Origin of the sequence: Streptomyces sp. NPDC051677, from assembly GCF_044453465.1 — a bacterium.
GTDB lineage: Bacteria > Actinomycetota > Actinomycetes > Streptomycetales > Streptomycetaceae > Streptomyces.
Map to the genome: position 1 here is coordinate 371,420 of NZ_JBITCT010000001.1, position 25,873 is coordinate 397,292.

Consider the following 25,873-nt stretch of genomic DNA (forward strand, 5'->3'; position numbering starts at 1 on the left):
CGTGTTCTCCAACTACCTGATCGGACTGCGCGAGGGCCTGGAGGCCAGCCTCGTCGTCTGCATCCTCATCGCCTACCTGGTGAAGACGGACCGCCGGGACGCGCTGAAGCCCGTGTGGACCGGCATCGCCATCGCGGTCGCCATCGCGCTGGCCTTCGGCTGCGTCCTCGAATTCGGCTCCCAGGAGCTGACGTTCAAGGCGCAGGAGGCGCTCGGCGGCTCCCTGTCGATCGTCGCGGTGGCGCTGGTGACGTGGATGGTGTTCTGGATGCGGCGCACCGCCCGGCACCTGAAGTCCGAACTGCACGGCAAGCTGGACGCGGCCCTCGCGATGGGCACCGGCGCGCTGGTCGCCACCGCGTTCCTCGCGGTCGGCCGGGAGGGCCTGGAGACGGCCCTGTTCGTGTGGACGTCCGTCCACGCGGCCGGCGACGGCACCCCGCGCCCCCTCATCGGCGCGGCCCTGGGCCTGGCGACGGCCGTCCTGCTGGGCTGGCTGTTCTACCGCGGGGCGCTCAGGATCAACCTCGCGAAGTTCTTCACCTGGACGGGCGGCATGCTCGTCGTCGTGGCCGCGGGCGTGCTGGCGTACGGCTTCCACGACCTCCAGGAGGCCGACTGGGTCCCGGGGTTGACGGACAAGGCGTTCGACATCAGCGACACGATCCCGCCGGACAGCTGGTACGGCACGCTGCTGAAGGGCGTGTTCAACTTCCAGCCCGATCCGACGGTCCTCCAGGTCACGGTGTGGCTGCTGTACCTGATCCCGACGCTCGCGCTGTTCCTCGCCCCGGTAGGGTTCGCCTCCGGGAAGGGGAAGGTGAAGTCACCTGATGACCAGGGAACGCAGCCTGACGAGCGGGGCTCGAGGGACTCGAAGGCTCCGCAGGCGTGACCGGTACGCACTCATAGCGGCCTCGCTCACGGCCGTCTCGCTCACGGCGAGCGGCTGTGTGGTGGTCCACGGGGAGCGCGAGGTGCTCCCCGCGGCCACGAAGGCGGAGGCCGTCAAGGCGGTCGAGCAGTTCACGACCGCGTACAACAAGGCGGACAAGGCGTACGACAGTTCCCTGGACGCCGAGTACACCGCCGGCGCCCTCGGGATCATCGACGCGGCGCGACTGAAGGCGGGGCACGTCAACAGCCCGGACGGCAACCCGCAGCACACGCCGCTGGTGTTGTCGGACGTGAAGTACACGATCGTCGAGAAGGCGGGCTGGCCGCGCTGGTTCATCGCCGACGCGAAGGGCAGCAAGGGCGGCAACGCGCGCTGGCTGATGGTGTTCACCCGGGGCGAGATGTCGGAGCCCTGGCAGGCGACGTATCTGACGCTGGTGGAGCCGGGCTCGGTACCGAAGTTCGAGACGGACGGGGACGGGGTCGCCGAGGCCGTGCCGGCGGACACCGCACGACTGGCGCTCCCGCCCGAGGACCTGAGCCGGGACTACGCGGCCTATTTGCAGAGCGGCAAGGGCTCCTTCGCGAACGGCGCGTACACGAACGCGATGCGCGACACGCGCGCGAAGAACGCCATCAAGCCGGGGCTCGTCACGCAGTACATCGACCAGCAGCTGACCGAGGGCGACTACGCGCCGCTGGCGGTGCGCACGGCGGACGGCGGGGCGCTGGTGTTCTTCACCACGCACCACTACATGAAGCAGACGGCCGCGGCGGGGGCGGCGGTGCCCGTCGCGAACAGGAACGTGCAGGCGTTGACGACCGGGGAGGTGAAGCAGTCGCTGACCATGGAGTTCGTCGCCAGCGGGGTTGCTTTGGACCCGGCGAAGGGGAAGGTGTCGGTGCTCAGCCGGTTGGAGGGGCTGACCGGAGCGAAGGGTGAGTGAGCCGCCCTAAAGACGAGTCGGCCAAGCCGCCGTCGGATCGTCCTGGCCTGCGTGCCTTGCGCAGGCGTCCGTCAGGGCTTCCAGGAGGGTCAGGGGGTCGGGGAGAGGGTGCTCGGGGCCGCGCAGCCAGTGGACCGAGCGGGCGTCGTCGCCGGTGAGACGGGCGGGGGGCACGAGGACGTAGGAGCCCCGGCAGTGCCAGCGCAGGCCGGGGTGTTCGTCCATGGTCTCGGGGCGGCAGTCCAGCTCGCAGGGCCACCACTCGTCCTCGTCCTCGGGGGTGCCGCGGGTGAGGGTGAAGAAGAGCATGCGGCCGTCGTCGCTCTCGGCGACCGGGCCGACCTCCGTGCCGGAGGCGAGCAGCCGCTGAAGGGCCTGCGCGCCCGCCTCCAGGGGCACGTCGAGGACGTCGTGCGTCATGCCGGTGGCGGTGATGAAGTTGGCCTGCGGCTGGTGGCGGGCCCAACGCTCGATCTGGGCGCGGTCGGTGGTGGACTGCGTCTGCCAGGCGAAGGACACCGGATGCCGGGCGGGGGTCGGGCAGCCGACCCGGTCACAGGAGCATCCGTAGCCGGGGGCCGGGTGGGCGGCGGGCGCGAGGGGAAGTCCCGCTTCGGCGGCGGCGAGCAGCAGGGCCTCACGGCCGCCTTCGTCGGCGGCCTCGGTCGGGCCGCTTCCGCGCAGCCGACGAGAGAGTTTGCCCCACAAACCGGTCCGGCCGTCGAACTCCGCGCTCATCTGTCCCCTCGCCTCGCTGGTGCGGACAGCATGCCTCATGCCCCCGCCATCCTGCGCATCGGGGGTGCGGAGTCGTGTATCGGGGCAGGTGGGACGCACCGGGTCATCGCGGCGCGAGGCCGTGCAGGGCGTAGTCGACGAGGGTGTCGGTGTACTCGTAGGTGATCGGGCCGGTGTGCTGCAGCCAGCGTTGGGCGAGCGGGGAGACGAAGAACTCCAGGGCGATGCGCGGGTCGAGGTCGGCGCGGACCTGCCCGGCCTCCTGCGCGGAGCGCAGCCGGTCGACGTACAGCTGGAGGGACGGCTCCAGGAGCTTGGCCGTGAACTCGCGGCCGACCGCCGCGTTGACCACGCCCTCGGCGGCCAGCGCCCGGGAGGGCGCCTCGAACCTGGGGTCCGTCAACTGGTCGACGGTGGCCCGCAGGACGCCCTTGAGGTCCGCGGCGAGATCGCCGGTGTCGGGGATGACGTACGGCTCGTGCTCCGCTGCGCCCGCGTCCCGCGCCGCCTGTTCGCTGAGGTCGAGGAACGCCTCCAGCAGGACGTCGGCCTTCGACCCCCACCACCGGTAGATGGTCTGCTTGCCGACGCCCGCGCGGGCGGCGATGCCCTCGATCGTGGTCTTCGGGTAGCCGACCTCCACGACGAGGGCGAGGGCCGCGTCGTAGATGGCACGCCGGGACCGCTCGCTGCGGCGGGTGGTGTCGGGGACCGGCTTTCCGGACTGGGTGACCATGAACCGACGGTACCGCCGACCCCACCGAGCGGGAGCGGGGCCTCGGCGGGCGCCGGGTCCTGAGGGACGGCCCTTAGGCGTTCTCTCCCGGGTAGCGCACGCCGATCCGTTCCCGGACGGCGTCCAGGGTGCGCATGACGGCGAGGCTGCCGTCGAGGGGGACGAGGGGGGACTCCGTCTCTCCGGCCCGCAGGGCGCGCATGACCTCGCGGGCCTCGTGGCGGAACGTCGTGCGGGGGCCGTCGGCCGGGTCGGCGACGAACTCCTCGGGGTCGCGGCCGGCGCGGTGCAGGACGAGGCGGTCGGGGTGGAAGAAGCCGGCCGGGATGTCGATGCGGCCGCGGGAGCCGGTCACGGAGGCGGTGGTGCCGGTGCCGCCGGTGACGGAGCAGTGCAGGGCGGCGAGCGCGCCGGAGTCCCAGGACAGCGCGAGCACGGTCTGCAGGTCGACGCCCTCGGCGGACAGGACGGACTGGGCGGCGATGCCCGACGGTTCGCCGAGCAGGAGCTGGGCGAAGGAGACCGGGTAGACGCCGAGGTCGAGGAGGGCGCCGCCGCCCTGGGCGGGGTCGCGCAGCCGGTGCGAGGGCGGGAAGGGGCCTTCGAGTCCGAAGTCGGCCTGCACGGTGCGGACTTCGCCGATCGCGCCGTCGTCGACGAGGGCCTTGAGCCGGCGGATGACCGGGTTGCAGTACATCCACATGGCTTCCATCAGGAAACGCCCGTTGTCGCGGGCCAGCGCGACGAGTTCCTCGGCCTCGCGGACGTTCAGCGTGAACGCCTTCTCGCACAGGACGTTGCGTCCGGCCTCCAGACAGAGGCCCGCGGCGGCGCGGTGCGCGGCGTGCGGGGTGGCGACGTAGACGACGTCGATGTCCTCGTCGACGGCGAGCAGGGACCAGTCGCCGTAGGCGCGGGGTATGCCGAACCGTTCGGCGAACGCCTTCGCGGAGGCCTCGGTGCGCGAGGCGACCGCGACGACCTCCGCGTCGGGCAGGTCGATCAGGTCCGCCGTGAAGGCGCCCGCTATCCCGCCGGTCGCCAGGATTCCCCACCGCACCGTGTCCGTCGTCATACCCCGCCCGCCCTTGTGCCGTCCCAGCAGTCCGTTCGAGCTGAGAGCATAGGTGGCGGAGATGTCGGAGAGGGAGGGGCGGCCGTATGCCGGAGGGTGGGGCGATACCGGAGGCGTCGCGGGCGGCCGTCGCGAGCAGGAGCACCGAGAAGGGCAGCGGCACGGACACGGCGCCGCTGCGCGCGCGCCGTCGGGCCGGGCTGCTCGTCACGCTCGTCCTGGGCGGTCTGACCGCCACTCCCCCGCTGTCGATGGACATGTACCTTCCGGCCCTGCCGGAGGTCACCCGTTCCCTGCACGCGCCCGCGGCGACCGTGCAGCTCACGCTGACCGCGTGCCTGGCCGGGATGGCGCTGGGGCAGCTCGTGGTCGGCCCGATGAGCGACCGGTGGGGGCGCAGACGCCCGCTGCTCGCCGGACTCGCCGTCTACGTGGTGGCCACCGCCCTGTGCGCCGTGGCCCCGACCGTCGAGATGCTGGTCGCGTTCCGGCTGCTCCAGGGACTCGCGGGCGCGGCGGGGATCGTGATCGCGCGGGCCGTCGTACGCGACCTGTACGACGGCGTGGCGATGGCCCGGTTCTTCTCCACCCTGATGCTGATCTCCGGGGTCGCCCCGGTGGTGGCGCCGCTGATCGGCGCGCAGATCCTGCGGGCGACGGACTGGCGGGGCGTGTTCGTGCTCCTGACGGCGGTGGGGCTGCTGCTGGCGGGGGTGGTGTGGACGAGGCTCCCGGAGACCCTGGACACCGCCGACCGGCATGCGGGCGGCGTCGGCGAGGCCCTGCGCTCGATGCGCCGGCTCCTGTCCGACCTGCAGTTCACCGGCTACATGCTCACGGGCGGCTTCGCCTTCGCCGCGCTGTTCGCGTACATCTCGGCGTCCCCGTTCGTGGTCCAGGAGATCTACGGCGCCTCGACGCAGACGTTCGGTCTGCTGTTCGCCGTGAACTCGGTCGGACTGGTGGTCGTCGGGCAGATCAACGGCAAGGTGCTGGTGGGCCGGGTCCGGCTGGACCGGGTGCTGGCCGCCGGGCTGACGGTGGTCGCGCTGGCCGCCGCCGTGCTGCTGCTGCTGACGACGGGCGTGTTCGGGCAGGTCGGGCTGGCTCCGGTGGCCGCCGCGCTGTTCGTGCTGATGTCCGCGATGGGCGTGACCCTGCCCAACGCCCAGACGCTCGCCCTGCTGCGCGTGCGGCACTCCGCCGGTTCCGCCTCCGCGCTCCTCGGCACGTCGTCCTTCCTCATCGGCGCGGTCGCCTCGCCGCTCGTCGGGATCGCCGGCGAGCACACGGCCGTCCCGATGGCCGTCGTCCAGTTGGCCGCCGCGGTGGTGGCCCTGGCCTGCTTCGTGGTTATGTGCCGTCCCTGGACTGACACAGGGGCGGAAGGAGCGGGGAGCTGAGCGCACCGAAACTGCGCGTCGACACACCGGAACGGGCCGGGCTCGACCCCGAGGAGACGCGGCTCCTCGTCCGCGACGTCGTGGACCTCACCACCGGCGACCGGCCCTGGGCCGCGGGCGCCGTCGTGGTCGCCGGGCGGGGACCGGTGATCGCCGTCGAGGAGGCGGCGGGCTGGGCGGTGCGGTACTCGGCGTACGACCCGGCGGCGGACGCGGGCGTGGAGCTCCCGCCGCGGGCTCAGGTCCCGATGACCGTGGACACCCCGTTCGACCTGGCCTCCCTCACCAAGCTGTGCACGGCGGTCGCCGCGGTGCAGCAGATCGAGCGCGGCACCCTCGGCATCGACGCCCGGATCGGCGCCTACCTGCCCGACTTCCACGCGGCCGCCGCCCACGACATCACCGTCCGCCAACTCCTCACCCACACCTCCGGCCTGCGCCCCGAGCTGCCGCTGTACGACTGCGCGGACGACACGGAGCGGCTGGCACGGCTGCGGGCGGAGGCGCCGATCGGCGAACCGGGCGCGTACCTGTACTCCGACCTGAACATGCTGCTGCTCCAGCAGCTCCTGGAACGCCTGACCGGCCGCCCGCTCGACGTCCTCGTGCACGAGGGGATCACCCGCCCCCTGGGGATGACGTCGACCGGTTTCGGCCCCTGCCCCGGTGCGGCGGCGACCGAGGACCAGCGGCGGCCGTGGGCCAGGGTGGACCGGGGGATGCTGCGGGGCGTGGTGCACGACGAGAACGCGTGGGCGCTGGGCGGGGTGGCCGGTCACGCGGGCCTGTTCTCGACCGGCCGGGACCTGGCCGTGTTCTGCCGGACCCTGCTGGCGGGCGGCTCCTACGGCCCCGCCCGCATCCTCGGCCCCGACTTCGTGGAACTCCTGCTGACCCCGCCGGGGCTGGGCTTCGCGGTGGACCAGCCGTGGTTCATGGGGGAACTCGCCGGCGAGGGCGCGGCGGGCCACACGGGCTTCACAGGCACATCGCTGGTCCTGGACCCGGCGACTGACACGTTCGTGGTCCTGCTGGCGAACACGGTCCACCCGGTACGCAGGACCCCGGACAGCGGCCCGCGGGCATTGCTGGGAACGCGCATGGCGATGGCGGTGCGCTAAGCCCGCCCGTCCGGCAAGTCAGCCCGTCCGCAATCCAGCCCGTCCGCAAGTCAGCCAGTCCGCAAGTCAGCCCGTTGGGGGTCCCCCCTCTGGGGGAGTTTGAGGACGAGGCCCTTTCGGGGCCGAAGCGGGGGCCTGGGGGCGGCAGCCCCCAGCGAGGGCGACACCCACGCCGGGTGCCTCATAATCGCCAGGTGAACGTCTCCGTATCCGCCGCCGAAACTCTCCGTACCGCCCTCGGAGACCTCCTCGACGGGCTGCCGCCCAAGCAGGCCGCGCAGGCCGTCGAACGGCTCATCGCCAACTACCGGGGCGCCACCCCTACGGACGCGCCCATCCTGCGCGACCGCGCGGACGTGGCCGCCTACGCCGCGTACCGGATGCCGGCGACCTTCGAGGCGGTGTGCTCGGCACTGGAGGCGTTCGCGGAGGCGGCGCCGGAGTGGACGCCGGGCAGTCATGTGGACGTGGGCGGCGGGACGGGCGCGGCGACCTGGGCGGTGAACGCGACCTGGGAGGGCGAGCGCCCGGTGACCGTCCTGGACTGGGCCGAGCCCGCCCTGGCCCTCGGCCGCGAGGTGGCCGCCGCGAACCCGGCGCTGCGCGACGTCCGCTGGCAGCGCGCCCGCATCGGCTCGACGCTCACCCTGGACCCCACGGACCTCGTCACCGTCTCCTACGTCCTCAACGAGCTGGCCGCGCCCGACCGTGCCGCCCTCGTGGACGCCGCCGCGTCGGCCGCGCAGGCCGTGGTGGTCGTCGAGCCGGGCACGCCGGACGGCTACGCCCGGATGATCGAGGCCCGTGACCGGCTGATCGGCGCCGGTTTCCACGTCGCCGCGCCCTGCCCGCACAGCGCGGCCTGCCCGATCGTTCCCGGCACGGACTGGTGCCACTTCTCGGCGCGGGTCAGCCGCTCCTCCCTGCACCGGCAGGTCAAGGGCGGCTCGCTGCCCTACGAGGACGAGAAGTTCAGCTACGTCGCGGCCGCCCGCTTCCCCGTGTCGCCCGCCCCCGCCCGGGTGGTCCGGCGACCGCAGATCCGCAAGGGCCAGGTGCTCCTCGACCTGTGCGAGGCCGAGGAGCAGCTGAGCCGTACGACGGTGACGAAGAAACACGGCGAGCTGTACCGGGCGGCCCGTGACGCGGACTGGGGCGACGCCTGGCCGCCGGTCCGGTAGGGCTGTTTCAGCGGCTCACGCCGGCTTGAGGCCCTGGTCGCCGACCTCGGTGACGAAGGACGCGGCCGTGGTCAGCGGGGCGCCCTGCCGGGTGACGTACGGGACGGTCTTGAAGTCGGCGCGGGCGAGGTCGCGGCCGAGGGAGACGGTCGCGTAGCCGCGCAGGCCGTTGTAGAACTTCAGGTGCGGGTTGGCGGCCATGAGGGCAGCCCAGTTGGCGGGCTTCGCCGAGCCGTTGCCGCCGCTGGAGATCGACGAGGTGACGATCTCGGTGCCGAGCGTCTTGGACGTCTGGTCGGCGAAGTCCCGCTTGATGTCGAAGCCGTAGTGCACGTGGACGTCGCCGGTGAGGACCATCAGGTTCTCGACGCCGGCGGTCTGCGCGCCGGCCAGGATCCGGGTCCGGGAGGCCGGGTAGCCGTCCCAGGAGTCCATGGAGACCTGGGAGGGCGAGGCGGTGGAGTTGTGCCGCTGGGCGAAGGTGACCTGCTGCGGGACCACGTTCCACAGGGCGTGCGAGCGTCGCCAGCCGTCGAGCAGCCACCGCTCCTGGGCGTCGCCGGTGAGGGTGCGGGCCGGGTTCTCGGACTCGGGTCCGGGGACCTGCCAGCCGTCGCCGTAGGCCTGGTCGGAGCGGTACTGGCGGGTGTCGAGGACGTCGAACTGCGCGAGCCGGCCCCAGTGCAGGCGGCGGTAGAGCCTGAGGTCGGGGCCGTCGGGGAGCTGGGGGCGGCGCAGCGGCTGGTTCTCCCAGTAGGCGCGGTAGGCGGCGGCCCGGCGGATGAGGAACTCCTCGGGCGGGTCGTCGTTCTCCGAGACCGAGCCCGCGTAGTTGTTCTCGGTCTCGTGGTCGTCCCAGGTGACGACGAACGGGTGGGCGGCGTGTGCGGCCAGCAGGTCGGGGTCGGACTTGTACAGCGCGTACTTGAGGCGGTAGTCGTCCAGCGTCACCATCTCGTGGCCGTAGACGGCGGGCACGGTCCCGGCCGGGTAGGCGCGGGCGCCGCCGACCCCGCTGACGGCGTACTCGTAGAGGTAGTCGCCGAGGTGCAGGACGACGTCCACGTCGTCCTCGGCAAGGTGCTTGTACGCGGTGTAGTAACCCTGGTCGTACCGCTGGCAGGAGACCACGCCGAGGGTGAGGGCGGCGGCCTCGGCGCCGGGGGCGGGGGCGGTGCGGGTGCGGCCGGTGCGGCTGATCCAGGCGCCCGCCTTGAAGCGGTAGTAGTACTGGCGGTCGGGGTCGAGGCCGTCGACCTGGACGTGCACGCTGTGGCCGAACTCCGGGTGGGCGAGCGTGGCGCCGCGCCGCACGGTCCGGCGGAAGGCCGCGTCACGGGACAGCTCCCAGCGGACGGTGACGCGCCGGGCGGGCAGTCCGCCGTCCGCCTGGTACGGGGCGGGTGCGAGGCGGGTCCACAGCAGGACCGAGCCGGGCAGCGGGTCGCCGGAGGCGACGCCGAGGGTGAAGGGGTCGGCGGTGAGCCGCGCGGGGTCGAGTTCGGCGGCCGCCGCGGCGCCGGCGGCGGGCAGGTTCACCGTGAAAGCGAGCGCGGCGGCGGCCGCGGCGCCGGTGAGGAAGCGACGGCGGCCCAAGTGACGTGCGGTGGCGCGGAGTTCGGGGGTGTGCGGGGACTGGCGTGCTGCGGGTGTCATTCCGGTCCTCCCCTGGAAAATGGCTGCACCAGGCATTGGAGTGGCCGGGGACGACCCACGGGAGTCATCGGATTGGCACGTACACAACAGTCGGATGGCGGACGCATGAGTTCCGCATGCCGGATCCGAGGGCGCGGACACAGGCGGCGGTGCGGGGCGGGCGGGGGCGCGGGCTGTCGTACGCTGCGGCCCCATGAACGCCAAGGAAAGTGCTGAACGAGCAGCCTTCGAGGGGAAGATCGCGGTCGTCACGGGCGCCGGTTCCGGCATCGGGCGCGCGGTGGCCGTGGAACTGCTGCGCGCGGGCTGGTCGGTGACGCTGGCGGGCCGGCGCACCGAGACCCTGGAGGCGACGGCCGCGCTGGCGCCCGAGGGCGCCAGTCTCGTCGTACGGACGGACGTCTCACGCCCTGACGACGTGACGGCCCTCTTCGCCGCCGTGCGCAAGCGGTTCGGGCGGCTGGACCTGCTGTTCAACAACGCGGGCACGTTCGGGCCGGGCGGCGTGCCCTTCGAGGACCTTCCGTACGACGCCTGGCGGCACGTCGTCGACACCAACCTCAACGGGGCGTTCCTGTGCGCGCAGGGCGCGTACCGGCAGATGAAGGAGCAGCACCCGCGAGGCGGACGCATCATCAACAACGGCTCCGTCTCCGCGCACACGCCCCGCCCGCACTCGGCGCCCTACACGGCGACCAAGCACGCCCTCACCGGCCTGACGAAGTCCCTCTCCCTGGACGGGCGGGCGTACGACATCGCGGTCGGCCAGATCGACATCGGCAACGCCGCGACCGACATGACGGCGCGGATGCAGACGGGTGCGTTGCAGGCCAACGGCGAGGTCGCGCCGGAACCGGTGATGGACGTCCTGGACGTGGCACGCACGGTGCGGCACATGGCGGAGCTGCCGCTGGAGGCGAACGTGCAGTTCGCGACGGTACTGGCGACGGCGATGCCGTATGTGGGCCGGGGCTGACTGCTCACAAACGGAATTTGGATGTCCGCCCCATTGCGGCCGGTCGCGGAGATATGCTCAACTCTCCTGCACAAGAAATTCACACTTGGGGCACGAAAGTTCCGCAAGGAGCGACCGTAAGCCATACCGAGGGGGGAAGGGCAGCCGTCCCACGTCCCCGCGTGGGGGTGGGCCTCGCTGGGACCGCGAGGTACGCACCGGGGCCGTGGGACGGCTGCCGCACCATCACTTCTCGGAAGCCTGCGCACAAGTCTCCGCAGACGGCGCCTCACGGGCGCGACGGGCGCGGCGCCTGCGCAGCGCGTACGCCCCGCCCGCCGCCAGCGCCACCACTCCCGCGGCGCCGCCGAGCACGCCCCAGCCGCCCGGGCCGCCCGCTCCGCCGTCCGCCGAGGAGCCCCGTGCCCCCGCATGCGGGACCTCGCCGGAGGACGACACCCGCGTCCCGCCCTCGCTCAACGCCTCCGCCAGCGTCCCCACCGCTCGTGCCGAACTCCCTTGCGCGAAGCCCCAGTCGAGCAGCGCGGCCGTCTCCTCGTAGACGGCGTTGTGACCGCTGCGGGGATGCAGCACGGTGACGACGAGGGTGCGCCCGGCGCGGGTCGCGGCGCCTGCGAACGTGTTGCCGGCGCTGCTTGTGTAACCGTTCTTGACGCCGATCAGCCCCGGGTACGGCGTCACCCCGTACGTGCCCGACAGCAGCCGGTCGGTGTTCTCGATGAGAGACGTCCTGCCGCCGCCGGCCGGGAAACGGGCGCTCCGCGTGCCGCAGTAGGCGCGGAAGTCGGCGTTCTTCAGCCCGTGCCGGGCGAACAGCGCGAGGTCGTGGGCGGAGGACAGCTGGCCCTCGTGGTCGTAGCCGTCGGGACTGACGACATGGGTGTCCAGCGCCTGGAGGTCGGCCGCCCTCGCCTGCATCTCGGCGACCGTCTTCGCGACTCCGCCGTTCATCCGGGCCAGCACCTGCACGGCATCGTTCCCCGAGCGCAGGAAGACGCCCTGCCACAACTGCTCGACGGTGTACGTGACCCCGGCCTCGACGCCGACGAGGCTGGACCCGGACGGGATGCCGGCCAGATCCGCGTCGGTCACGGTGTACCGCTCGGTGCGCTCGAACCTGCCGAGCAGGGTGTCCGCGAACAGCATCTTCAGGGTGGAGGCGGGCGCGAGCCGCAGATGCGCGCGGTAGGAGGCGAGCACCTCGCCGCTGTCGTGGTCCGCGAGCAGCCAGGCCCGAGCGGTCAGCTTCTCCGGCAGGGCGCTGCCCCCGTCGACCCGGACGCCGTCGGCGAGCGGCGGACCGCTCGTCGGCGAGGTCAGCGGTGCGCCCAGCGGCGCGGCGGCGGCGAACGCCAACAGAGAACGCCGGGACAGACTCGAAAACGGTGCCGGGGACGGACGCGGAGACAGCCGCGGAGACAGACGCCGGGACGGGGACGGGCGCGAGAATGCGTGCACTGCGGGACCGTACAAGGGAATTGCGTACCACCGGAAATCGCCACTCAACCCCTGCTACCTGGGAAAACCCCCTCCACAGCCTAGGAGTCAGCTGTCTCAAGGAATTCTGATCCGGCACCCCGCATTCTCAGTCCTTACACACCCTTTACTCAGTTCCGCTCAAAGGTTCCTCCCTACTTTGAGGCCGCGCCCACAGCGGGCGCCAAGTACCTCTGAGGAACGGGATGTTTGGCATCTATCTCAAGCGCGAACTGGGTCGGCGCAAGAAGGCGGCCCTGGTCATCGCACTGGGTCTGGCGCTCGGAATCGCGCTGGTCATCACCGTCAACTCGGTGTCGGCCGGCATGACACAGGCTCAGGACAAGGTCCTGCAGTCGCTGTACGGCCTCGGCACCGACATGACCGTCACCAAGGCCCGCACAGCGCCCACAGGCACCAGTTCCGGCGGCCCGAGATTCGAGTTCGACGCCAAGGGCGAGGACGACGACGACACGCAGCAGAGCTCGGACCGGGTGATGACCCAGGGAGGTCAGGCCCTGAAGTCCTCCCTCGTCGCGCAGGTCGCCCAGCAGAAGGGGGTGGCGACGGCGGTCGGCGCCCTCACCCTGAACGTCACCAAGGTCGACGGTTCCTTCACCCAGGGCAAGGCACAGAGCTCGACCGGCGGAAACAGCGGAAACAGCGGCCAGGGCGGCGGTCCCGGCGGGAGCGGCGGCGGATCGACCGCGGCGCCCCAGGTGCAGGGCGGCGGGGCCTCGTTCGACGTCAACTCGTACTCCGTGGCCGGCGTCGACGTCACCGACCAGGACCTCGGCCCGCTCGCGAGCTCGAAGATCACCTCGGGCGTGACGTTCACCTCGGCGCAGAGCAACGCCAAGGTCGCGGTCGTCAGCAAGTCGTACGCCAAGGAGAACGCGTACAAGGTCGGCTCGACCCTGACCGTCTCCGGCACGAAGTACAAGGTCATCGGCATCGCGACGCCCGACAGCAGCGACTCCGCCACGGACGTCTACCTGCCGCTGAAGCAGGCGCAGACCCTCGCCGACGCGGCGGACCAGGTCACCACGATCTACGTCAAGGCGACCGACTCGAAGCAGATCGACGCCGTCAAGGCGACGATCCAGAAGAACATCTCCGGTACGACGGTGACGACCTCCGCCGACCTGGCCGAGACGGTCTCCGGCTCCCTGTCCACCGCCTCCGACCTGGCGACCAGTGTCGGCAAGTGGCTGTCGATCGCGGTGCTCGTCGCCGCGTTCCTTGTGGCCGCGCTGCTCACCTCCTCGGCCGTGTCCCGCCGGGTGCGGGAGTTCGGCACGCTGAAGGCGCTCGGCTGGCCGAGCCGCCGGGTGACCCGGCAGGTCGTCGGCGAGTCCATGGTCAACGGCCTGCTCGGCGGCGCCCTCGGCATCGGCCTGGGCCTGGCGGCCGCGTACGCGGTGACCGCGATCAGCCCGAAGCTGACAGCGGAACTCGGCAACACCGGCGGCGGCGGTGGTGGCGGCATGGGCGGCGGGCCCGGCGGCGGTGGCCCGGGCGGCCAGTCGGCGTCGAACACGATGGAGATCGCCCTGTCCGCTCCCGTCTCCGTCACCACGATCGCGCTCGCGGTGGGCCTGGCGGTCGCCGGCGGTCTGATCGCCGGCGCGATGGGCGGCTGGCGCGCCTCCCGGATGCGCCCGGCGGACGCCCTGCGCAGCGTCTCCTGACCCGCCCTCACCCACGTCACGCCCGAACCGGAGGAACCGGAGCACCCATGTACAACCTCACCGGCGTCACCAAGCGCTACACACGCGGCAAGGAGACGGTCGAGGCGCTGCGCGGCGTCGACCTGACGATCGCCGACGGCGACCAGCTCGTCATCCAGGGCCCCACAGGCGGCGGCAAGTCGACGCTGCTGCAGATGATCGGCGGCCTGGACCGCCCCACCGAGGGCAGCGTCGAACTGGACGGCGTCGACCTCGCCCGCATCAGTGAGGCGAAGCTGACCCGGCTGCGCGCCGAGAAGATCGGCATCATCTTCCAGTCGTTCAACCTCATCCCGACGCTGACCGCGCAGGAGAACGTCGAGACGGCGCTCGTGCCGCTCGGCGTGAAGCCCGCGCAGCGGCGCGAGCAGGCGGCGGAGGCCCTGCGCTCGGTGGGCCTCGGCGAACGCCTCGGCCACGCCCCCGCGGAGCTGTCCGGCGGCCAGCAGCAGCGCGTGGCGATCGCCCGTGCGCTGGTCAAGAAGCCGAAGGTGCTCCTCGCCGACGAGCCCACCGGCAACCTCGACGAGGGCACCCGCGACGACATCATGGGCCTGCTGGAGGGCCTGTGGCACGAGTACGGGCTGACGTTCATCATGGTCACCCACGACTCGTCGATCGCCCGCCGCGCCCCACGCCTGGCGACCATCGACGCAGGCCGGATCACGCTGACGGAACAGGCGGCGGCCCGCTCCTCCTGATGAAGCTAGGCCTGACCGGTCTCGAACCGGGAGATCCGCCCGTCGTCCTCGACCGTGAAGCTCCACCTGGTGCGCATCTCGCCCCAGGTGTCGTTGCGGTAGTCGGCGATCAGCGCCCGACCGCCGGCCATCTCCTTCGTGACGTCCATGTGGCCGTGCGAGGAGAAGATCTCCCGGTCGATCCACTGGACGAGGTCACGGTCGGAGCCGTCGTCCGACATGGTCGCGTCGGGAGTGAGAAGGCCCCGGAAGGCCTCCTCGTCATGGGCGTTGACGGCGCTGACGAAGGCGCGGACGGCCGGGTCGCTGAGTTTGGCGGTCTGAATCGTCATGCCGGCCACACTCACACCGCCGTCCGCCCGCCGCCACCCGACCGCCGCCACTCGGCCGCCACCCGACCGCCGCCACCCGAACGGCGCCACTCGAACGGCGTCCAGGACGGGCCGGACGGGTGTGAAGGGTGCGACGGTGGAAACGCGGAGGGGGCTGTTTCTCTCGTCGCCCACTGTCGACCGCTGCTCTTGCCTCTGCCCCAGGGAGTCACCGTGACCTGTTACGACCGCCGTGATCTGGGACTGCTGCTGCTCCGGCTGGGCACCGGCGGAGTGCTGGCGGCCCACGGCACGCAGAAACTGTTCGGCTGGTTCGGCGGCCACGGCCTGGAAGGCACCGGCCAGTTCATGGAGTCCGTCGGCTACGAGCCGGGCAAGGCGAGTGCGACGGCGGCGGGCCTGGCGGAGGCGGGCGGCGGCACGCTCCTCGCCCTGGGCCTGGCCACCCCGGCGGCGGGCGCGGCGGCGGCCGGCGCGATGGCGGGCGCGTCCGCCGTGCACGCCCCCAACGGCTTCTTCGCGGCGAGCGGCGGCTACGAGCACGCGGCCTCGCTGGGCCTGGCCGCCGCAGGCCTCGCCGTCGCAGGCCCCGGCCGTCTCTCCCTCGACCACGCCCTCGGCCACCTGGTCGACCGCGGCTGGATGGTCCCCGCGGCCCTCGGCGCGACCGCGGCGGCCACCGCGGTGATCATCGGCCTGCGCAGCCAACGGCTACGGCGACGCGAGCAGGGCGAGCAGGAAGCCCTGTTCGAGGAGTAGTCACCGGCTGCCGGGGTGAAGCGAGGAGCAGTCACCGGCTGCCGGGGTGATGCGAGGAGGGTCGCCGGTTGCCGGGGTGATGCGAGGAGGGTCGCCGGTTGCCGAGGTGAGCTGACAGGCTGCGCCCCATGAGCATCGAGAACCAGCAGCCCACATCCACCGCCCCCACCTCCCCCACCTCCCCCGCCTCCCCCACCTCCCCCGCCTCCCCCGCCTCCCCCACCTCCCCCACCTCCTCTGCCACCCCCGCCGACCTCTGGCCCACCGTCGACGCCTTGTGGACCTGGCTGGAAGCCAACCGGGCGCACGACGGCCGCGAGGGTCTGCTGCTTCGCATGCTGAAGCTGTCGGAGGAGGTCGGCGAGGTCGCCCAGGCGGTCATCGGCGCAACCGGCCAGAACCCCCGCAAGGGCGTCAGCCACACCTGGGAGGACGTCCAGGGTGAGCTGTGCGACGTCGTCATCACGGCGTTGGTGGCGCTGCGGACGCTCACGCCGGAGCCGGAGGCGGTGTTCGCGCGGCATCTGGGACGGGTGGCGGAGCGGTCGTCGGGGAGCACCGGGGAGGGACCCGCATGACGCGAGGCGAACCCTGTCCGGCGGCCGTGTTCACTCCGCGTCGGCGACGACCGACCCGACGCGTTCGGCCAGGCCCGGGTCGCGGCGGACCAGGAGGGTCGCGTAGCAGACGGCGGCGAGGAGGGTGGCCAGAGCCGCGTACGGGAACCAGTTGTACGGGGCGGGCTGTCCGGGCTTGGCGAGGTAGTAGAGGGGGATCAGGACGGCGAGGGCGCCGACCGCGGGCAGCACCAGGTGCCGTACGGTCTTGAACTCCTGCGGACGGTATCTGCGGTAGTACAGCGGCAGCGCGATGTTGGACGCGAGGTAGACCAGCAGGATCAGGATGGCGCCCAGACTCGAGGACTCGGCGAAGAAGACCACCGGGTTCATCTGGCCGCCGCTCCCGAGCACATGCCCCAGCCCCCAGCCCGCGATGATCAGCAGGGCGGTGGCCGCGAAGGTGACGATCGCGTTGTTCGGCGTACGGCGGGTGGGGTGGACGTACCCGAAGAAGGACGGGAGCAGGCCCTCGCGTCCGGCGTTGAACACCAGCCTCGCCTGGGAGTTGATGCCCGCGATCAGGACGCCGAGGGTGGAGGTGAGGCCGCCGACGTAGGCGAGGATCGCCAGCGCCCCGAGGGTGTGCTGGGCGACGTCGATGAAGGGGATCCGGGAGTCGCCGAGCCGCTGGACGTCGTAGCCGAAGCCGGTCACGGTGGCGTAGGAGAAGAGGATGTAGCTCACCGTCATGATCGCGACGGAGGAGAAGACGGCGCGGCCGACGTTGCGCCGCGGGTTCTCGGTCTCCTCGGCCAGTGCCGCCGAGTTCTCCCAGCCGATGAACAGGTACACCGCCAGCGGGAAGCCCGCCGCGAGGCCCTTGACGCCGTGGGTGAGGTGGGAGGGCAGGAACGGGGCCGCGGAGAGGTCGCCCCGGTGCTCGACGATCGCCGCGACCGAGACCACGACCAGTACGAGCATCTCCACGCCGAAGAAGTAGCCGGCCCACTTGGTGGACACCACGATCCCGCGCAGCATCAGCACCACCGACAGCCCGGTCAGCAGCAGCGTCCAGATGATCCACGGCAGGTCGACGCCGGTGTAGTGGTGCAGGGTGATCTGCATGAACCCGCCGGAGATCGCGATGACGGAGGCCATCGCGATGATGTAGCCCAGTCCGGCGAGCAGAGCCGTCGTCACCGCGCTGACCGGCCCGAAGGTCTTGCCCACGAAGGTGGTGAAGCTGCCCGCCGAGGGGTGCGCCCGGGAGAACTCGGCCAGCGTGTTGCCGAACAGCGCGACCGCCACCCCCGCCGCCACGATGGTCAGCGGGGACGCGACGCCCGCGGTGGTGGCCAGGAAGGCGAAGCCGAAGAAGAAGCTCATGGCCGGGCCGACGTTGGCCATCGTGGCGGCGGCGATGTCCGCCATGCCGAGGACGCCGCCACGCAGCCGTTGGGGCGTGCCGCCGGCGGGGCCCGACGTCGACGACGGTCCGACAGGTCGGGGGTCAGGCATGGCGACAACTCCTTCTGGACGCGGGTCAGCTCGGGCCGGCGTGCCGGTGGGCCTTCACCGCTCGTACCGCCCGGTCCATGGCGCCACGGGTGAGTTCGTCGAGCAGGTCGGCGTGGCAGCGGTTGCGGGCGTGGACGACCGCGGGGTCCGGCGCGGGCCGCAGCAGGCACTGCCGGCCGAGCAGGTCGGCGGCGAACTCGCGGATCCCGGCGCCGCCGAGCGCCTCCGCGAGGTCGAGGTGGAAGCGGGTCTCCAGTTCGAGCAGTCGTGCGGGGTCGTCGGCCAGGTCCATCTCCTCGATCAGCGCCCGCAGCCCGTCCAGCCGGCCGTCGGGGACCTCGCCCGCGGTGTGCGCCACGAGCCCGCACTCGAGCAGCAGATGGAAGGCGTCCAGTGCGGCCGCCTCGTCGTCGTCGTGCATCACGGCGACGACCGTGTCCCAGTCCGCCGCGACGAAGGTCCCGCCGGCCCGGCCCCGGCGGCGGTCGAGCAGGCCGTCCTGGCACATGGCCTCCAGCGCGCGGCGCACGGTGATCTCACTGATGCCGAGCTCCTCGGCGAGGACGCCCGCGTCCGGCAGCCGGTCTCCCGGCGACACGGACCTCAGACGCACCCGCAGGGCGATCCGGGACCGGACGAGCTCCGCTCCCGTGGGGCCCCGACCGGCCAGGACGCGTGTGTCCCAGCCGCTGTAGGGGCCGAACTTGCCCGCTGCATTCACCACGGCGCCACCTTAACCGGGTGCTGACGGGTGCCTGAAAAATAGAGCAAGGTGAACAGTTAAACAAGTCTTGTTCTTTTCGATCGTACTGAACTAATTTCCAGGCACCCCTGGTCCGCCCTCCCTCCATGGATGTCGAGATGACCACAACCCTCCCCAAATCCGCTCCCACCGAGTCCGGCGGCCTGCAGGCCGGACTCAAGAACCGCCACCTGTCGATGATCGCGATCGGCGGTGTCATCGGCGCCGGCCTGTTCGTCGGCTCCGGCTCCGGCATCGCCGCCGCCGGCCCCGGCATCCTCGTCTCGTACGCGCTCGTCGGCGTCCTCGTCGTCCTCGTGATGCGCATGCTCGGCGAGATGGCCGCGGCCAACCCCACCTCCGGCTCCTTCTCCGCCTACGCGGACCGCGCGCTCGGCCGCTGGGCCGGCTTCACCATCGGCTGGCTGTACTGGTTCTTCTGGGTCGTGGTGCTCGCCGTCGAGGCGACCGCCGGCGCCAAGATCCTCGCGGGCTGGATCCCGGCCGTCCCCCAGTGGGGCTGGGCCCTGATCGTCATGATCGTGCTCACCGCCACCAACCTCGCCTCGGTCAGCTCCTACGGCGAGTTCGAGTTCTGGTTCGCCGGCATCAAGGTCGTCGCCATCGCCGCGTTCATCGTGATCGGCGGCCTCGCCCTCTTCGGGCTGCTGCCCGGCTCCGACCACCCGGCGAGCGGCTTCTCCAACCTCACCGCGCACGGCGGCTTCCTGCCGAACGGGCCCGGCGCGATCCTCACCGGCGTCCTGATGGTCGTCTTCTCCTTCATGGGCAGCGAGATCGTCACCCTGGCGGCGGGCGAGACCGCCGACCCGCGGGCCGCCGTCACCAAGGCGACCAACAGCGTGATCTGGCGGATCGCGGTGTTCTACCTGGGCTCGATCCTGGTCGTGGTCTCCCTGCTGCGCTGGGACGACCCCGCGATCCTCAAGGACGGCTCGTACGTCGCCGCCCTGAGCTCCATCGGCATCCCGCACGCCGCGCAGATCATGAACACCATCGTGCTGACGTCGGTGCTGTCCTGCCTCAACTCCGGCCTCTACACCGCCTCGCGGATGGCCTTCTCGCTCGGCCGCCGCAACGACGCCCCCGCCGCCTTCGGCCAGACCACGAACCGCGGCGTCCCCCGCGCGGCCATCCTCGCCTCGGTCGTCTTCGGCTTCGTCGCGGTCGCCTTCAACTACCTCTGGCCCGACACGGTCTTCCAGTTCCTGCTCAACGCCTCCGGCGCGATCGCCCTGTTCGTGTGGCTGGTGATCTGCTTCTCCCAGCTGCGGATGCGCAAGATCATCCAGCGGGAGTCGCCGGAGAAGCTGGTCGTCCGGATGTGGCTCTACCCCTACCTGACCTGGGCGACCATCGCCCTCATCACGTTCGTCCTGGGCTACATGCTGACCGACACGGCCGACGGCGGCGGCCGCGACCAGGTGGTCCTGTCCACCCTGGCGGCCGCCGGCGTGGTGGCCTTCGCGCTGGTCCGCGAACGCCTGACGGGCAGGAACAAGACGACACAGGACAGCACCACCACGTCCTGACCACTCCGGCCGGGAGGGTCCGGACCGACGACGACGGTCCGGACCGTCCCACGGGGAGACTGCGGGCAGGCGCGCAGGCGCGCGCAGGAAACCCGCTGTGAACCACACGGCGCTGTCAACCACACGGCGTGCACGGGCAACTCTTGCGCAGACGGAGCTCCGCCCCTCCCCTCCCCGGACTGCCATGCTGCGACGCCGACCACCCGTGCTCACCGGCCCCGAGCTCGACGACCGCCGACTACGCCGAACCCTCACCGAGTTGCGCCCCTCGCAGCAGCTGCACGGCCTCGGGGCCGGGGCGACGCGCCCGCAGTGGACGCCCGCGGCCGAACTGCTGCGGGCCACCGGCCGCGACTGGGACCGCCGGGTGCACCGGATCTCCGTACTGGCACACGCCCTGCCACCGGTCGTCACGGACCGCTGGGTCAAGGACCGCCCACGGGACCCCGACGCCCTGGTCGTACGGGCGTGCACACGGGTCGCCCAGGTGAAGGAGGGGACGGGCTGGTCGGACGACGCGTGGGATGCGTGGGACGACTGCGGGCGGGCGGCGGAGGCCGCCACGGAGGACCCCACTCCCTGGCTGGCCATGCTGCGGCTGATGTACTCGTGCGGATCCCCGGCCCACGCGGCCGTCCCGGTGTGGACCGAGGCGGTCACCCGAGACCCGTGGAACCGGGCCGCCTACCACCAACTGCTGCGCCACCTGTCCCCACGCGGCCATGGAACGCTCATGCAGATGATCGACTTCGCGGGCCGCTGCACGAGCGAGGCGCCTCACGGATCCCCGGTGGCCCTACTCCCCCTCGCGGCCCGGGTCGAGCTCGTCGCCCACCGGACGTCGACCGACTCCCCCGGCTCCTTCACAGCCGACGGCCACTGGCACGAGCCGCAAGCGGCCGTAGAGGCGAACGCCGCGCTGACCAGGTGGTTCCACACGGACACCCAGCCGCACGCCGAGGCGCTCGTGGATCTCAACCTACTCGCGTACGCCCTGACCCGGATGAAACGGACGGAGGACGCGACCCCGGTGTTCCGGCGCATCGGGCGGCACATGACCAGCCACCCTTGGGACCTCGTCCCGGATGCGGCCAGGACCTTCCACTACTGGCAGGCCCGGGCGATGGCGGGCGACCGTCAGGGTGACCGAGGCTGAGCAGACAACGTCTGTTCAGCCGCCCAACCGCCCGCCTCTGATCGCCGAGACGAAGGAGGCCCAGCCAGGAGCCGGGAACACGAGCGCCTGGACGACCTCCGGGCTGCCCAGCGTCTCGCCCTTCTCCATCCATCCGGACAACGACCAGTCCCAGCCCCGCCGTTCACCGAGCGCCCGCAGACTCGTCCCGCTTCCGGCCCGCAGGGTCCGCAGCTCCTCGGCGAACCACTGACGGGGTTCCTGACTGCGGCCGGTGATGACGCGTCGATGAGGGCATGCCGCTCCCTCCGGGATGCGGCGGCGCGCCGGGGCGCGAACGCGCGCGGGAACGACGACACCCCGCCGAAATCCGTACTAGAATCTGTACAGAATCAAGACTCTATATGGGTACGGTGAGCATGGAGATCCCCGAGGTCGTGACCGTCAGCGACGCCCGCGCGAGACTGTCGCGGATTCTGACCGACCTGTCGGAGTCCGGCGCGGATGCCGACCCGGTCCTGATCGGCGCCCATCGCAAGCCCCAGGGCGTCCTGCTGTCCGTCGAGGCATTCGAAGCGCTGAGCGGCCGAGCGGCACGACGTGCGGCCGTCGCCTCGGCCACCGGCTCCATCGAGGCCGAGGGGCTCCACGCCTCCGAGGCCTCCGACCGCGACACCGAGGCGTACGTGAAGGGCGACCTCGACGCGGACACGCTGGTCGCCCGCGCGATCGCACGCCACCGACAGACTTCGGAGCGGCGGGCAGGGTGAACGATCCGTACGCCATGCCCAACGGCGTGCTCCGCAACAAGCTCGGCATCACCGACCACCAGCTGCTCACGGCAGCGGAAGCCGACATCACCCGGGCGCGCCTCGTCATGCTCGCCGAACGCCCGCTACCCGGCACGTACGACCTCGGCCACCTCCAGGCGTTCCACGCCACGATCTTCGGCGACATCTATCCCTGGGCAGGCGAGTTACGCACCGTGAACATCGCCAAGCGCACACCGTTCTGCCCGGCGAGAAACCTGGTGCCCTACGCCGGAGAGGTCTTCGGCCGCCTCGCCTCCTCCGGCAATCTGCGGGGTCTCCCCCGACAGGAATTCGTCATCCGACTGGCCGAGCTGTACGGCGACATGAACGTCCTCCACCCGTTCCGCGAGGGCAACGGCCGTGCCCAGCGGGCGTTCCTGGCCCAGCTCGGCGGCGACGCGGGACACGACCTGAACTGGTCGGGCATGGACCCTCAGCGCAACGAGGACGCGTCGGTGAAGAGCTTCCTCGACGACAACAGCCTGTTGGAGCAGGTACTCGACGAGCTCATCACCACCACGGGGTGACGCCGCCGTCTCCCGGCCGGCAGGCGCGGCGCCTGCTGCCTGGCGCGTGTCAGACATGCCGAAATGGAGTGCGCCTGTTCCCTGACCCCACCGGTTCCGGTCTCCACCCCGTAGGAGCTCCGCGGCATCGCCGACTGGCGGCCGGATTGCAGTCGCCGAGCACGCGGCCATGCCGACAATGTCGCGCCTGCTGTTCCTCCACCAGCAGGGCGGAAACCAGCGGTGGGAAGCAGAGTCTTAATCCAGTTTCGCAACGGCACGAGAGCCTCGTGCCGTTGAGCACCACCAGCGTCACCCGATCAGTGACCCCCGTGCTGAAAACGCTCACAGAGTCCCAGTGATCTTGAAAGCAGCCCAGAACAGCGGGTTCTCGGCGGCCTGTTGATCCAGGTGGCTTCGCCAGTCCGGAACCACCGAGTCGATGGCCGACTCGGCGGAGAGCAATGGCCCTCCCTCGAAGAACCATTGCCACTGCCCCGCCCGGAGGTATCGAGTGGTGTCGGTGAAAGCGGTGTGAGGGTCCACACCGGCTCCGAGATAGGCATGGAGCACGGCAGAGAAGACGACGCCTTGCAGATCCGTGATCTCCCACAGTGTGGAGACGACCGCCTTCGCTCCGCGGGCCAGGAACGCGGACTCGAGACTGCGCAGGGTCTGCACGGTACGACCGGTTCCTTCGTGCGTGCCCGTTCTGCAAGCGTTCAGAATGACCAGGTCGACGCTGCTGAAGGTGCCTTCGGCGAGGATTCTGCTCGTGGTCAAGGTGGCCGCTCCCAGCGAACTGCCTTGCAGCACGAGTCCAGCAGCCCAGCGGTTGAGATGTGTCAGGCCATGCGACGCCACATGGACGATCCGCGCCCTGGACATCGCCTCCAGAGCACGGTCGGGGGTCGCCTCCTCTTGCGCGAGGACCTCCACATGGTCGTGGATGTCAGCGATCAGGTCAGCCTCGCAGAGCGGTCCGACGATCGACTCGAAGCCGGGCACGCCATCACCGCTGTGTGCCACCACAAGGACCTCGACCGCGGCTGGCTGCCGCTGGGACCTGTTGATGGCCGTCGCAAGGCGAGCTGTGGGAGCGTAAGCCACATGATCGAAAAGGTCGCTCAGTGTCACGGTTCGCGGGGCGTGAAGCGTCGCGGCATGGAGCGGCAGTAGTTCCAGCGGGGCCGCGGGGCTGAGCATCAATCGACGAAAATCATGACGCGCCATCATGTCGGCAATCGCTTCGGCTATTTCACTGCATTCAGCGATGGCTTGCTCCAGGAAGTGATACCACATACGTCCGGGAGCATCCTGAGGCTGCTTTGCCCATTCGATTACGGCCTCAGGGAAATGCCCGAGGGAGATCTCCTCGCATGAAACAAGTTCGAAGTGAGCGCGGCCCGCACGAGTCCTGCATGCGGCGAGCTGAAGCGTCCCGTACCGGTTGATCAGATGCACGAAAACCGTCTGCTCGCCCAGCAGAAGCATGTCGGCTTCGCTACTGGAACCGACTCTCGCCTTCCCCTGGTCCGCAGCCGCCCGGAGGATTTCCCGAGTGCGCTGCCGCTCTTCGACAGCGGTTTTCAGCTCTACGCTCGCCTCATACCCGTCTTTCCCGTCGAGCAGGTAGGACGCCTGCCGCGCACGTGTACCGGCGAGGCGACGGGCAGCAGCGATGAAATTCCGGTACTCAGCCGTGTCGGAGGCCAGGGCAAGTTCGTCCTGGATATCCTCACCTTTTGCGTTTTCACAGCTCCAGAACGCCGCCGTGGCGGCCTGGTCGACACCTTCGCCGGCCATCTTCTGCTTGATGCTCTGCGTCTCGTCACCAACCAGTCGACGGAGCGCCGCGATCGCGGCTTCCTTGCACCGGACGAGCAACTCTTCAGGCAGGGCGAGCCAGATGCTGCCCACGGCCCTGAGTTCACCGTCGCCCACGAGCCGGACGACGCTGAGGCGGGCGTATCCGACTGTTGCAAGGTTCAGAAGTTCCCAGGCATGTTCCACCCAGGCCAGGGAGTAGGTGTACGGAGCCCGCATCGGAGGGCCCGGGTCACCGGGAGGCGTGGGAAATACCAACCAGATCCTTAGGCCATCACCGTAGTCCTCGGTTCCGAAGCCGTACCTCGCGCCCGGCTCCATCAACTCTTGCATGGCAGCTAGGTGAGCGTCCGTCTCGGCTGTGGCCAGCCAGACTGGGTGAGGACCTGCCTGCGTATGAAAGAAACGGTTCCGCAAGTGACGATCTCTTCTACCATCCAGTCGGGCACCGAAACACTCAGATCGCTCGCTTTCGATTCCCACAACAGAGCATCGTCCGCCAGCAGTGGGGCTTTATAAAAATGCCTACCTGCCACGAGACACTCTTCCGCATACCGATCGTCCCCTGTCTCGGATCCCATCAATGCGAGCTCGTATGCCGTCAGGTGAGACATGACCCTGCCCATCTGGGCGTCCCATGCGTCGAGATCCTCACGCAGCCCATCCAAGGTTTCCGGCGAAGGGTTCCTGATGCGATCCAGCGCATTCTCCAGATCAATGCGGCGATGCAGGCGCTTTGCGACCTCCGCGAGATCAGGTCTGTCAGTCAGCCCCGGTCTGGCTCGCAGGACGTCCTCCGTCCAAGTGATCTTGATCCAGCCGCCGGAGACAAGGGCTTGCAAGCTCGCACTCGCCCTGTCAGTGGCTGATTCGTGAAGGAGGTCCGGCGGCAACGAGGCGTAGGGATCTGCGGCATTGCTGAGGACGGTTTCCAGGTCCTGGTCCCGGAGGCACCAGACGCTCGTCAGTTCCTCGCGTACCGTCTCCGTGGATTGGGTCGAGAGTCGGCGTCCAGCCCACAACTCGATGAGCAGCACATGGAATCCGGCAACGTCCCACCACCGTTGCCACGGGACGCCTCTTTTGCGAACCGTGCGCAGAACAGGCATGACGAGGTCTTCAGCAACCACCGGACCGGGCACCCCGGCATCGACGAGGGCGGTCGATCGCAGATGGTCGCTGATGGCCTGCGGAGAACTGCCCCTGATGTCCTCAACAGCGATGCGTGCCAGCAGGGCGGCAAGCGCCAGCGGCTCGTCTGCGACCCATGAGGGGAACATGTCGTAACGGCCTGGGGCGGGTCCGAGTTCGTGACAGACCCGAGTCGTAAGGCTGTCGACCCAGGTCGTACGCATCCGGAACAGGCTGTCTCGCATCAGGCGCCCCCCAGCTTCACAACGATGCACAAGTGCCGCGGCAGTATGTCCGTGGCACCCGTGAGTTGCCGCGACACTGGAGGACTTCAGGCCAACAGGTCCGCTGTGAAGGTTCC

General features: G+C 70.7%; 24 protein-coding genes and 1 pseudogene. 14 read left to right on the top strand and 11 right to left on the bottom strand.

Annotated elements, in window-relative coordinates; translation table 11 throughout:
- Position 1 precedes the first annotated feature (1 nt).
- Both efeU and ACIBAF_RS01660 read left to right on the top strand, forming a co-directional pair.
- Positions 2 to 895 carry an iron uptake transporter permease EfeU gene (gene efeU, locus ACIBAF_RS01655; protein ID WP_399461077.1) on the top strand — a complete coding sequence of 298 codons (894 nt, stop codon included), beginning with the start codon at positions 2 to 4 and terminating at the stop codon, positions 893 to 895.
- Entirely contained in the window at positions 834 to 1,844 is a 1,011-nt protein-coding gene (locus ACIBAF_RS01660; RefSeq protein WP_399461078.1) for a hypothetical protein, read from the top strand. Before efeU ends, ACIBAF_RS01660 begins: the two co-directional genes overlap by 62 nt.
- Before the next feature lie 6 nt (positions 1,845 to 1,850).
- On the opposite strand, the gene ACIBAF_RS01665 is transcribed toward ACIBAF_RS01660, so the two are convergent.
- From ACIBAF_RS01665 to ACIBAF_RS01675, 3 genes are all read right to left on the bottom strand, one after another.
- On the bottom strand, positions 1,851 to 2,582 hold the full coding sequence (locus ACIBAF_RS01665; protein WP_399461330.1) for a bifunctional DNA primase/polymerase: 732 nt from the start codon (positions 2,580 to 2,582) through the stop codon (positions 1,851 to 1,853).
- A gap of 103 nt (positions 2,583 to 2,685) precedes the next feature.
- A complete protein-coding gene (locus ACIBAF_RS01670; protein WP_399461079.1) occupies positions 2,686 to 3,318 on the bottom strand; it encodes a TetR/AcrR family transcriptional regulator in 633 nt (210 codons plus the stop codon).
- 73 nt (positions 3,319 to 3,391) lie between these two features.
- Positions 3,392 to 4,393 carry a Gfo/Idh/MocA family protein gene (locus tag ACIBAF_RS01675; RefSeq protein WP_399461080.1) on the bottom strand — a complete coding sequence of 334 codons (1,002 nt, stop codon included), beginning with the start codon at positions 4,391 to 4,393 and terminating at the stop codon, positions 3,392 to 3,394.
- An 86-nt stretch (positions 4,394 to 4,479) separates the two neighbouring features.
- On the opposite strand from ACIBAF_RS01675, the gene ACIBAF_RS01680 reads away from it, so the two are divergent.
- From ACIBAF_RS01680 to ACIBAF_RS01690, 3 genes are all read left to right on the top strand, one after another.
- Positions 4,480 to 5,796 carry a multidrug effflux MFS transporter gene (locus ACIBAF_RS01680; protein ID WP_399461081.1) on the top strand — a complete coding sequence of 439 codons (1,317 nt, stop codon included), beginning with the start codon at positions 4,480 to 4,482 and terminating at the stop codon, positions 5,794 to 5,796.
- Between the two features lie 11 nt (positions 5,797 to 5,807).
- A complete protein-coding gene (locus ACIBAF_RS01685; RefSeq protein WP_399461331.1) occupies positions 5,808 to 6,917 on the top strand; it encodes a serine hydrolase domain-containing protein in 1,110 nt (369 codons plus the stop codon).
- A gap of 194 nt (positions 6,918 to 7,111) precedes the next feature.
- On the top strand, positions 7,112 to 8,098 hold the full coding sequence (locus ACIBAF_RS01690) for a small ribosomal subunit Rsm22 family protein (RefSeq protein WP_399461082.1): 987 nt from the start codon (positions 7,112 to 7,114) through the stop codon (positions 8,096 to 8,098).
- Positions 8,099 to 8,113: 15 nt separating this feature from the next.
- Here the strand turns inward: ACIBAF_RS01690 and ACIBAF_RS01695 are convergent, their stop codons facing one another.
- Positions 8,114 to 9,754, bottom strand: a complete 1,641-nt coding sequence (locus tag ACIBAF_RS01695) for an alkaline phosphatase D family protein (protein ID WP_399461083.1) — start codon at positions 9,752 to 9,754, stop codon at positions 8,114 to 8,116.
- A 193-nt stretch (positions 9,755 to 9,947) separates the two neighbouring features.
- Between ACIBAF_RS01695 and ACIBAF_RS01700 the strand changes: the two genes are divergently transcribed.
- A complete protein-coding gene (locus ACIBAF_RS01700; RefSeq protein ID WP_399461084.1) occupies positions 9,948 to 10,730 on the top strand; it encodes an SDR family oxidoreductase in 783 nt (260 codons plus the stop codon).
- Between the two features lie 225 nt (positions 10,731 to 10,955).
- Here ACIBAF_RS01700 and ACIBAF_RS01705 read toward each other — a convergent pair whose 3' ends face one another.
- The gene (locus tag ACIBAF_RS01705) at positions 10,956 to 12,086 is read right to left on the bottom strand and encodes a D-alanyl-D-alanine carboxypeptidase family protein (RefSeq protein WP_399461085.1); all 1,131 of its coding nucleotides are present in this window, start codon (positions 12,084 to 12,086) and stop codon (positions 10,956 to 10,958) included.
- A 326-nt stretch (positions 12,087 to 12,412) separates the two neighbouring features.
- Between ACIBAF_RS01705 and ACIBAF_RS01710 the strand changes: the two genes are divergently transcribed.
- Both ACIBAF_RS01710 and ACIBAF_RS01715 read left to right on the top strand, forming a co-directional pair.
- Positions 12,413 to 13,897 (top strand): ABC transporter permease, encoded by a 1,485-nt coding sequence (locus ACIBAF_RS01710; protein ID WP_399461086.1) that lies wholly within the window; start codon positions 12,413 to 12,415, stop codon positions 13,895 to 13,897.
- A gap of 47 nt (positions 13,898 to 13,944) precedes the next feature.
- Entirely contained in the window at positions 13,945 to 14,637 is a 693-nt protein-coding gene (locus ACIBAF_RS01715; protein ID WP_399461087.1) for an ABC transporter ATP-binding protein, read from the top strand.
- 5 nt (positions 14,638 to 14,642) lie between these two features.
- Here the strand turns inward: ACIBAF_RS01715 and ACIBAF_RS01720 are convergent, their stop codons facing one another.
- Entirely contained in the window at positions 14,643 to 14,969 is a 327-nt protein-coding gene (locus tag ACIBAF_RS01720) for a nuclear transport factor 2 family protein (protein ID WP_399461088.1), read from the bottom strand.
- 213 nt (positions 14,970 to 15,182) lie between these two features.
- Between ACIBAF_RS01720 and ACIBAF_RS01725 the strand changes: the two genes are divergently transcribed.
- Both ACIBAF_RS01725 and ACIBAF_RS01730 read left to right on the top strand, forming a co-directional pair.
- Complete coding sequence (locus ACIBAF_RS01725) at positions 15,183 to 15,728, top strand: DoxX family membrane protein (protein WP_319677331.1); 546 nt, start codon at positions 15,183 to 15,185, stop codon at positions 15,726 to 15,728.
- A 128-nt stretch (positions 15,729 to 15,856) separates the two neighbouring features.
- Positions 15,857 to 16,306, top strand: coding sequence for a hypothetical protein (locus ACIBAF_RS01730; protein WP_399461089.1), 450 nt, complete (start codon positions 15,857 to 15,859; stop codon positions 16,304 to 16,306).
- Positions 16,307 to 16,336: 30 nt separating this feature from the next.
- Here ACIBAF_RS01730 and ACIBAF_RS01735 read toward each other — a convergent pair whose 3' ends face one another.
- Both ACIBAF_RS01735 and ACIBAF_RS01740 read right to left on the bottom strand, forming a co-directional pair.
- Positions 16,337 to 17,806, bottom strand: a complete 1,470-nt coding sequence (locus ACIBAF_RS01735) for an APC family permease (protein ID WP_399461090.1) — start codon at positions 17,804 to 17,806, stop codon at positions 16,337 to 16,339.
- A gap of 25 nt (positions 17,807 to 17,831) precedes the next feature.
- Complete coding sequence (locus ACIBAF_RS01740; protein ID WP_399461091.1) at positions 17,832 to 18,530, bottom strand: FadR/GntR family transcriptional regulator; 699 nt, start codon at positions 18,528 to 18,530, stop codon at positions 17,832 to 17,834.
- Positions 18,531 to 18,667: 137 nt separating this feature from the next.
- Between ACIBAF_RS01740 and ACIBAF_RS01745 the strand changes: the two genes are divergently transcribed.
- Both ACIBAF_RS01745 and ACIBAF_RS01750 read left to right on the top strand, forming a co-directional pair.
- The gene (locus ACIBAF_RS01745) at positions 18,668 to 20,101 is read left to right on the top strand and encodes an amino acid permease (protein WP_399461092.1); all 1,434 of its coding nucleotides are present in this window, start codon (positions 18,668 to 18,670) and stop codon (positions 20,099 to 20,101) included.
- Positions 20,102 to 20,285: 184 nt separating this feature from the next.
- A complete protein-coding gene (locus tag ACIBAF_RS01750) occupies positions 20,286 to 21,257 on the top strand; it encodes a hypothetical protein (RefSeq protein ID WP_399461093.1) in 972 nt (323 codons plus the stop codon).
- A gap of 81 nt (positions 21,258 to 21,338) precedes the next feature.
- Here ACIBAF_RS01750 and ACIBAF_RS01755 read toward each other — a convergent pair.
- Positions 21,339 to 21,551, bottom strand: a pseudogene (locus ACIBAF_RS01755) (helix-turn-helix domain-containing protein); the annotation flags it as partial.
- Between the two features lie 104 nt (positions 21,552 to 21,655).
- Here ACIBAF_RS01755 and ACIBAF_RS01760 point away from each other — a divergent pair.
- Positions 21,656 to 22,006, top strand: a complete 351-nt coding sequence (locus ACIBAF_RS01760) for a type II toxin-antitoxin system Phd/YefM family antitoxin (RefSeq protein ID WP_334580671.1) — start codon at positions 21,656 to 21,658, stop codon at positions 22,004 to 22,006.
- Positions 22,003 to 22,575 (top strand): Fic/DOC family protein, encoded by a 573-nt coding sequence (locus ACIBAF_RS01765; RefSeq protein WP_399461094.1) that lies wholly within the window; start codon positions 22,003 to 22,005, stop codon positions 22,573 to 22,575. The genes ACIBAF_RS01760 and ACIBAF_RS01765 overlap by 4 nt, the downstream gene beginning before the upstream one ends.
- A 324-nt stretch (positions 22,576 to 22,899) precedes the next feature.
- On the opposite strand, the gene ACIBAF_RS01770 is transcribed toward ACIBAF_RS01765, so the two are convergent.
- Complete coding sequence (locus ACIBAF_RS01770) at positions 22,900 to 24,714, bottom strand: CHAT domain-containing protein (RefSeq protein WP_399461095.1); 1,815 nt, start codon at positions 24,712 to 24,714, stop codon at positions 22,900 to 22,902.
- Between the two features lie 5 nt (positions 24,715 to 24,719).
- Positions 24,720 to 25,736 (bottom strand): hypothetical protein, encoded by a 1,017-nt coding sequence (locus tag ACIBAF_RS01775; protein ID WP_399461096.1) that lies wholly within the window; start codon positions 25,734 to 25,736, stop codon positions 24,720 to 24,722.
- Positions 25,737 to 25,873 lie beyond the last annotated feature (137 nt).

Coding starts and splice junctions, on each gene's coding strand:
- ACIBAF_RS01715 (WP_399461087.1), top strand. CDS start 13,945: ATGTACAACCTCACCGGCGTCACCAAGCGCTACACACGCGGCAAGGAG.
- ACIBAF_RS01720 (WP_399461088.1), bottom strand. CDS start 14,969: ATGACGATTCAGACCGCCAAACTCAGCGACCCGGCCGTCCGCGCCTTC.
- ACIBAF_RS01695 (WP_399461083.1), bottom strand. CDS start 9,754: ATGACACCCGCAGCACGCCAGTCCCCGCACACCCCCGAACTCCGCGCC.
- ACIBAF_RS01670 (WP_399461079.1), bottom strand. CDS start 3,318: ATGGTCACCCAGTCCGGAAAGCCGGTCCCCGACACCACCCGCCGCAGC.
- ACIBAF_RS01745 (WP_399461092.1), top strand. CDS start 18,668: ATGACCACAACCCTCCCCAAATCCGCTCCCACCGAGTCCGGCGGCCTG.
- ACIBAF_RS01735 (WP_399461090.1), bottom strand. CDS start 17,806: ATGCCTGACCCCCGACCTGTCGGACCGTCGTCGACGTCGGGCCCCGCC.
- ACIBAF_RS01730 (WP_399461089.1), top strand. CDS start 15,857: ATGAGCATCGAGAACCAGCAGCCCACATCCACCGCCCCCACCTCCCCC.
- ACIBAF_RS01675 (WP_399461080.1), bottom strand. CDS start 4,393: ATGACGACGGACACGGTGCGGTGGGGAATCCTGGCGACCGGCGGGATA.
- ACIBAF_RS01700 (WP_399461084.1), top strand. CDS start 9,948: ATGAACGCCAAGGAAAGTGCTGAACGAGCAGCCTTCGAGGGGAAGATC.
- ACIBAF_RS01770 (WP_399461095.1), bottom strand. CDS start 24,714: ATGCAAGAGTTGATGGAGCCGGGCGCGAGGTACGGCTTCGGAACCGAG.
- ACIBAF_RS01760 (WP_334580671.1), top strand. CDS start 21,656: ATGGAGATCCCCGAGGTCGTGACCGTCAGCGACGCCCGCGCGAGACTG.
- ACIBAF_RS01750 (WP_399461093.1), top strand. CDS start 20,286: ATGCTGCGACGCCGACCACCCGTGCTCACCGGCCCCGAGCTCGACGAC.
- ACIBAF_RS01775 (WP_399461096.1), bottom strand. CDS start 25,736: ATGCGTACGACCTGGGTCGACAGCCTTACGACTCGGGTCTGTCACGAA.
- ACIBAF_RS01665 (WP_399461330.1), bottom strand. CDS start 2,582: ATGAGCGCGGAGTTCGACGGCCGGACCGGTTTGTGGGGCAAACTCTCT.
- ACIBAF_RS01710 (WP_399461086.1), top strand. CDS start 12,413: ATGTTTGGCATCTATCTCAAGCGCGAACTGGGTCGGCGCAAGAAGGCG.
- ACIBAF_RS01680 (WP_399461081.1), top strand. CDS start 4,480: ATGCCGGAGGGTGGGGCGATACCGGAGGCGTCGCGGGCGGCCGTCGCG.
- ACIBAF_RS01660 (WP_399461078.1), top strand. CDS start 834: ATGACCAGGGAACGCAGCCTGACGAGCGGGGCTCGAGGGACTCGAAGG.